Origin of the sequence: Sporosarcina sp. FSL K6-5500, assembly GCF_038005665.1 — a bacterium.
In the GTDB taxonomy this organism is placed as follows: Bacteria; Bacillota; Bacilli; order Bacillales_A; family Planococcaceae; genus Sporosarcina; species Sporosarcina psychrophila.
Genome location: NZ_JBBOTP010000001.1, coordinates 2,245,667 through 2,252,500, shown reverse-complemented (window position 1 = coordinate 2,252,500; position 6,834 = coordinate 2,245,667). Strand labels below are relative to the sequence as shown.

General features: G+C 40.1%; 5 protein-coding genes and 2 riboswitches (1 of these 7 running past the window's edge). All 5 genes read right to left on the bottom strand.

From position 1 onward, the window contains the following. Nucleotides 1–560, bottom strand: partial view of an NCS2 family permease gene (locus MKX62_RS10625; protein WP_067205559.1) — the beginning only. 775 nt of this gene lie to the left of the window's left edge; the window shows 560 of its 1,335 coding nt (coding positions 1–560); it begins with the start codon at nucleotides 558–560; the stop codon falls past the left edge of the window. Between the two features lie 94 nt (nucleotides 561–654). After that, nucleotides 655–756, bottom strand: a riboswitch (purine riboswitch). Beyond that, entirely contained in the window at nucleotides 748–2,055 is a 1,308-nt protein-coding gene (guaA, locus tag MKX62_RS10620) for a glutamine-hydrolyzing GMP synthase (RefSeq protein ID WP_340742574.1), read from the bottom strand. It overlaps the preceding riboswitch by 9 nt. Nucleotides 2,056–2,241: 186 nt before the next feature. Next, a riboswitch (purine riboswitch) is annotated at nucleotides 2,242–2,342 on the bottom strand. A 31-nt stretch (nucleotides 2,343–2,373) separates the two neighbouring features. Next, nucleotides 2,374–4,560 carry a DUF4129 domain-containing transglutaminase family protein gene (locus MKX62_RS10615; RefSeq protein ID WP_340741373.1) on the bottom strand — a complete coding sequence of 729 codons (2,187 nt, stop codon included), beginning with the start codon at nucleotides 4,558–4,560 and terminating at the stop codon, nucleotides 2,374–2,376. Next, nucleotides 4,557–5,762: a DUF58 domain-containing protein gene (locus tag MKX62_RS10610; protein WP_340741372.1), complete on the bottom strand. Its 1,206-nt coding sequence runs from the start codon at nucleotides 5,760–5,762 to the stop codon at nucleotides 4,557–4,559. Before MKX62_RS10610 ends, MKX62_RS10615 begins: the two co-directional genes overlap by 4 nt. After that, nucleotides 5,759–6,709, bottom strand: coding sequence for an AAA family ATPase (locus MKX62_RS10605; protein WP_067205537.1), 951 nt, complete (start codon nucleotides 6,707–6,709; stop codon nucleotides 5,759–5,761). The genes MKX62_RS10610 and MKX62_RS10605 overlap by 4 nt, the downstream gene beginning before the upstream one ends. Between the last annotated feature and the right edge of the window lie 125 nt (nucleotides 6,710–6,834).

The window sequence follows — 6,834 nt, the reverse complement described above, 5'->3', positions numbered from 1 at the left end:
AGACCAAAAATCGCCAGCAATGTCGGCCCCTTCGTTAAATCACCCAAAGTTACAAGCGTGTTAGGGTCAGCAACAATAATGTTGGCATTTTGAAATCCAAGGAATGTAATGAAAAGACCTATACCGGCACCAACTGCATACTTAAGTTGTGTAGGTATTGCATTAATAATCGTTTCGCGGAGACCAGAAAGTGATAATACAATGAATATGAGACCTGAAAAGAGTACACCCGTTAATGCTGTTTGCCAAGGAATCCCCATACCCAATACTACACTGAATGCAAAGAATGCATTTAATCCCATACCCGGCGCAAGTCCAATTGGATATCTCGCGATAAGTCCCATAAATAAAGAACCTACTGCTGCGGCCAATGCTGTTGCGACAAATACAGCGCCTTTGTCCATACGCATTTCGTCCGGAATGCCCGTTATGCCATCAAGCGACAACATTAACGGATTGACAATAAGAATATATGCCATTGCAAGAAACGTTGTCAGACCACCGATAACTTCTCGGCGATAATTTGTTCCGAGCTTATCGAACTCAAAATACTTTTTCATGTATAACTTCCTCTTCAAATAGTTTTTTTAGATAAAAAAAGCATGCGATAGTACTTCGCATGCTTCCCTAAAACAAATTCAAATAGAAGGGTTATCCCCCTTCTATTTGAATCGTAGTCGGGAAATTTAAGGTGTCCCGGTAGAAACTTCCGAGCCATATCCTCGGTTTTATACGATATCTTCTATTTTATTCCCACTCGATTGTGCCGCCTGGCTTTGGAGACAGGTCATAGCATACGCGGTTTACATTTTTCACTTCGTTAATGATCCGGTCAGTGATTTTCAGAAGAATTGGCCAATCGATTTGTTCCACTGTCGCTGTCATCGCATCTACTGTGTTGACGGCACGAATAATGATTGGGTATTCATACGTGCGCTCGTTGTTGCGTACACCGACAGACTTGAAGTTCGGAATGATTGTAAAGTATTGCCAAACTTTCTGATCCAATCCTGCGAGTGCAAATTCTTCGCGTAAAATAGCATCTGATTCGCGTACCGCTTCAAGACGATGAGGCTCAATTTCACCTAAAACGCGCACACCTAGACCAGGTCCTGGGAATGGTTGGCGGTATACCATATCGTGCGGAAGACCTAACTCAACACCACACGCACGGACTTCATCTTTGAATAGTTGGAATAACGGCTCCACTAATTCAAATTGCAAGTCTTCTGGAAGTCCTCCAACATTATGGTGTGACTTCACAACTTTATGCGTTTTTGTACCAGATTCTACGATATCTGGATATATTGTTCCTTGTGCTAAGAAGTCAATTCCTTCAAGTTTACGCGCTTCTTCTTCAAATACGCGAATAAATTCATTGCCGATAATTTTACGCTTCTCTTCTGGCTCGTCTACCCCTTTTAGTTTACCTAAGAAACGCTCGCTTGCATCCACGTAAACAAGGTTATCCCCCAAGTCTTTTTCGAACATTTGAACAACGCCCTCAGACTCGTTTTTACGCATTAAACCATGGTTTACGTGCACACAAATTAATTGCTTGCCGATTGCCTTAACTAATAATGCCGCAACAACAGACGAATCTACACCACCTGAAAGAGCCAATAATACTTTCTTATCGCCTACCTGTTTACGGATTAAAGCAACTTGATCATCAATGAAATTTTTCATATTCCAGTTAGCTTCTGCCTTACATGTATGGAACACGAAATCTTTTAACAGTACTTTCGTTTCCTTTTCACTTGGCCATCGCTCGAATGTTTTAAGTGCTTTCGTAGAAGGATGACCCACACTAATTACCGGAATGTTTAAAGCGAATATTTCATCTAATACGTCAATCGCTTCACCATCAACGATATTATTTTCACCACCATTTAAAATAATTCCTTTTACCGTTTTTAACCCTTCAATCGTTTGTGATGTAATATCATGAGGGTGAATCTCACTATATACACCTAAATCACGAATCCAACGGGCTATTGTCGTATTCTCACTACTACCTAAATCCAATACTAAAATATTGTCCTGCTTCAAGATGATACAACCTCCTTTTAATTTTATTATTCCAGCCTTTTCCGGCTATTTTACCAATATTTCATCGTGCAACATAACTATATTCCAAACGTTCCACAAGGCCTTTTCAAATAGAGAAAAACGCGTCAGAAAGTCCAGCTTTCTGCGCGTCTCATCATCTATAAAAAAGCGAACAAAGCTCATTTATCAATGAGCTAAATCCACCTTCATAGCCAAGTCATTTTCGGTAACTTGTAGAAACATCCGAACCGTATTATCGGATATATATGAGGGCACCTTGGGCTTGTTCTTTTTTCATCTTACTTCTATTTACGACAAAAATCAACCCGAAGACCTATTGATTAAATCTTCCCATATTTCCCGCAACACTACCCATTCGTGTTCAGTTATATTTCCACCGTAAAATCCCTTTTCATATGCAGTTGTAAGCATTTTCATTCTTTCTCCACCGAAGTAGTTGTCAACACTCGTTGCATAATCAGATAATGTCATACCAGTTGCCCGCTTCAAACCAGAACGATCCAGTTGTTTCAATAAACTGTTATAGCGCTTTGTAAATGTTAACCAATCTTCTTGTTTAGTACGATGGACATAAACTAGCACTTTAGGCAGCCACTTTACCCTACTAACGAATATTCGCCAGCCGGCAAAAATGACTATTAACACAATCACACCTATTATCCACATATTATTCCGGATCCAAGTACCCATAGTTTTGAAAATCTCACTATTTTTGAAGTTCCTATCTGCTTTTACCGTTTTTTCAGCCTGCTCTTTCTTTGGTTGTTCAGGCTTTTTCACTTCCGGTGTTAGTGTATCATCAAGGTTCAACTCGATATCATATTCAATATCCGTTAAGCTACTAAATCCAATTGTCGGTTCGTATGGCATCCAGCCAATACCAGGCATATATGCTTCAACCCATGAATGCGCCTCATTATTCGTAATTTGATAAACTTTCTCCCCCTCGTCATTTAAGACAAATTCTCCGGGAGCAAAACCTTTTACCCAACGTGCTGGAATATCAATCGAGCGCAACATGACAACCATAGACGTGGAAAAGTTATCGCAGTATCCCTGTTTGGTATCAAAGAGGAACTGATCTACATAATCATCGCCTGCTTTTGGAATAGCGACACCTTGCTGAGTATAAACAAAGCCATTTCTTCCAAAGTACTTTTCGATTGCCTTCGTCTTCTCGTAAACACTTTCCTGATTTTCTGTTATGTTTTTTGCAAGTTCCTCCACCCGTTCAGGTAATTGCTCTGGAAGTTGTAGGTACTGAGTTAAATCTTCAGCTACCTCTGAAAAATCTTCCATCCTAGTAGCCCTTAACTTTTTCAAGCTGTAATCAGGCTCTGTGAATTCGACTTGATACGAATCTAGGACCCCTTCCTTGCCCTCAATTTCTGTACTGTACTTTCCTGCCCCTTCCAAGTATTGAAAAACAACATCCTTTGTTGCGTATACTTTATTCATCCCATAAGGATAAACGATGAAAGAAAAGTCTTCCGACACCTTCAAATCCGCAAGTTGTTGGGCTGCAGCGTCCACATTTCCTTGACTCGCAATTTCCCCTATCTCCATACCAGGAGTATAACTAGTCTGGGAATCGTCAACAGATACCTGTTCCCAACCTTTTGAGGTGTATGTGTTTTTCGTTTCAATTTTCCAGTATTGTTCATTAGCCACTTTTGCTTCAATGACTAATGTAGAATCCTGCACAAACGAACCACCCAATGTGGAATCATTCGTATCGTATCCACTTTTAGCCACCCCACCTTCCCCACTCCCTTGTACAAATGACTCAAAATAAGGTAGCGGATCTGGCCAGATGGGATCCTGTTTCGGTAGAATGTTTGCAAGCGTTCCACTCACAACAACTGCGAAAAGAAGTGGAACGGATATCGCTAGGAACGCACCTGTTGGGACTGATGTGTTGTGCTTCTCCGCAAGCCTAGTAATGGCAAGCAAACCAAGAAGGAGTAATCCAGTCACCATGATTCTAAAGATAGCGCCACCTGCAGCATATCCACCAAACGTATCAATGAAAGCTATAAATAGAATTGTCATGATATAAAATAGCAAAATACTTTTCCTTACTTCAATCCAATGACGGATAAGATAGGTCGTCATCCATAGTAGCGCGAAAAACAACACAGTCCTAAATGGATTCGTAATACTTTCCCAGTCACCATTCATGATAATTGGGGCATTCGAAAGGAAGTCACCCGATACATGTACTAGTGTTTCCTTTGTAAAAAGTACCTTTTCAAAAAATACATAATGAGTCGCTACTACAATGAAAATCAGCTTTGTAGGAACGACTATCCACCACTTTGCTTTTATTAAGGCCAAAAAAAATGATAGCGCCACAAATAATAAAAACAGTGTTAAATGATCTGAATTGGTCAATTCAATAACCGGAATTAGCCATTCCCTTAAAAGGATCAATGCCAGTATATAAAGAATTAGTAGCAGTTGCCTATCAATTCGCGCTCCAGTCATATTCGCACCGCCTCTTTAAAAGCATCTGAAAACTGCTTCTGTTCTAATAAATGCACGGTAATTCCCTTCGATTTTGCAAGTCTAATATCCTCTTCAATCCTTTGCAATGCTGGATCATCACGTTTCACTACGACCATGCAAATGATAGATTCAACGTTGTCCACACTTAGCAGGACTGATTGTATGAAAGGCCCATCGGGGTTCCCCGTGATCAATACAATACTGCCCCCGTGTTGAAACGTGGTTCCAAAGTCAGCTAATGATGCTTCATTCGCAGGCTTAATCTTTGCCAAGTGAACCAATGCCATATGAAGTTGCTCTTCCGACTGTATAAATGGGAATAAGGAGGGTTTAGGACCCGTCGTCATCAAGGCAAGATCTGCCTGATGATTTGATGCTTCTTTCAATATTGAAGCAGTAAGTTCTACTAGCTCCTCAAACATTTTCGACTCTCTGCCATCCATGATTATAAATAACTCTTGTGATCGTCTATCTTCAAACTCCTTTGTCATCAAGGTCTGCGTTCTAGCAAACGATTTCCAATGAATCCATGTCACCCGATCACCTGACTGGTAATTGCGTACACCCGTTGCCATCGTCGTATCTTTGACGATATTTAATGGCGAGGCCATCGTACCTTGGTCATATTGTGTATTAAATGGTACATAATGAATACCTGTCATTTTGGGATACACTAGAATCATATTCTCTACTTCAATAAATTTCGTTTTTCGGAGCCAGCCAAAAAAGTCGGAAATCTCGACTTTCACCCCTTGAAGTATATGTTCACCCCTGGGTATTTTTTCGATTTCGTATTCCCACTCAACTTCTTGACGTAATCCAAAAACAAACAGGCGTTTTAACTTTTCACCTGCCAAAACAACTATTTCGGGCTCTGCCCACTGTTCACTTACAACGGTATAAAGTAAGGGAAATCGATCTTTACGTTTAATAGATAAAGAAACAATCAACTTCTCACCATTTTGCACATGAGGTGTCCGAATGGTACGTTCCACAGTCATTTTCGACATTGGATAGAAAAATAGTAATAGAGAATAGATTATAAAAGGCAATATAATATAAAAAATAGTCCAACTGACCATGCCGCCTTGGAACATGGCAAAAACAAATGTAGAAACCAAGACGAACAAAACAAATAGTAACCGGCTCGAAATATCAATCATTTTCCTAACAGTTGTCATTTCAGCTGAACCTTATCTACAGGTACACGTACTTTCATCAAAATTCGTTCTATAATTTCCGAAGTGGAAATCCCTTCATACTTGGCTTCAGGGCGTAAAATCATGCGATGTCCAAAAACGAATGGCGATAAGTACTGAACATCATCCGGTGTAACGTAAGTTCTCCCTTTTATCATCGCATACGCCTGACATGCCTTCATAAGCGCAAGAGATCCTCGGGGACTTACACCTAAATAGACATATGGATTATCACGCGTCTGCGAAGCACATTCTACGATATAGGACTTAATAGTATTATCGACTTTAACTTCTGTTACAGCCTTTTGGAGTTCGATTAATTCTTCAAGTGATACTACGGTTTCTAACGTGTCAATTGGAACGGCCTTCTCCGCACGATCAAGTACTTCAATCTCTTCCATTTTCGTCGGATAACCCATCTTCAGTTTAAATAGAAAACGGTCAAGTTGCGCTTCAGGTAGCGGGTATGTACCTTCATATTCAATCGGATTTTGTGTTGCCATGACAAAAAAGGGTTGCGGAATTCGCATCGTTTCACCATCTATCGTCACGGTGGACTCTTCCATCCCTTCCAATAGAGAGGATTGTGTCTTTGGAGAAGTCCTATTAATTTCATCGGCTAGAATAATATTCCCCATGATGGGTCCTGGCCTAAATTCAAATTCCATTTCTTTAGGGTTATATATTGAAACGCCTAGAACATCGGAAGGAAGTAAGTCCGGTGTAAATTGAATTCGCTTAAAATCTGCCCCAATTGACTTAGCCAACGCTTTTACCATCATCGTTTTTCCAACACCTGGCACGTCTTCAAGTAGGACATGCCCTCGGGCAAGAAGTGCGGTAACACTTAATTCGGCGATATCTCTTTTCCCAATCATCACTTTTTCGATATTGGTTAAGACTTTTTCAATCATCTCTTTATGTGTCATTTCAATTCCCCCAATTGTCTATTACGCTAAATTTGTCCGAAAATTAACAAAACATACCTTTATAATACAGGATATCTAATTCTCACACAACTTAAGCACTGATTAGAAAATAAAAAGGAGCCCCA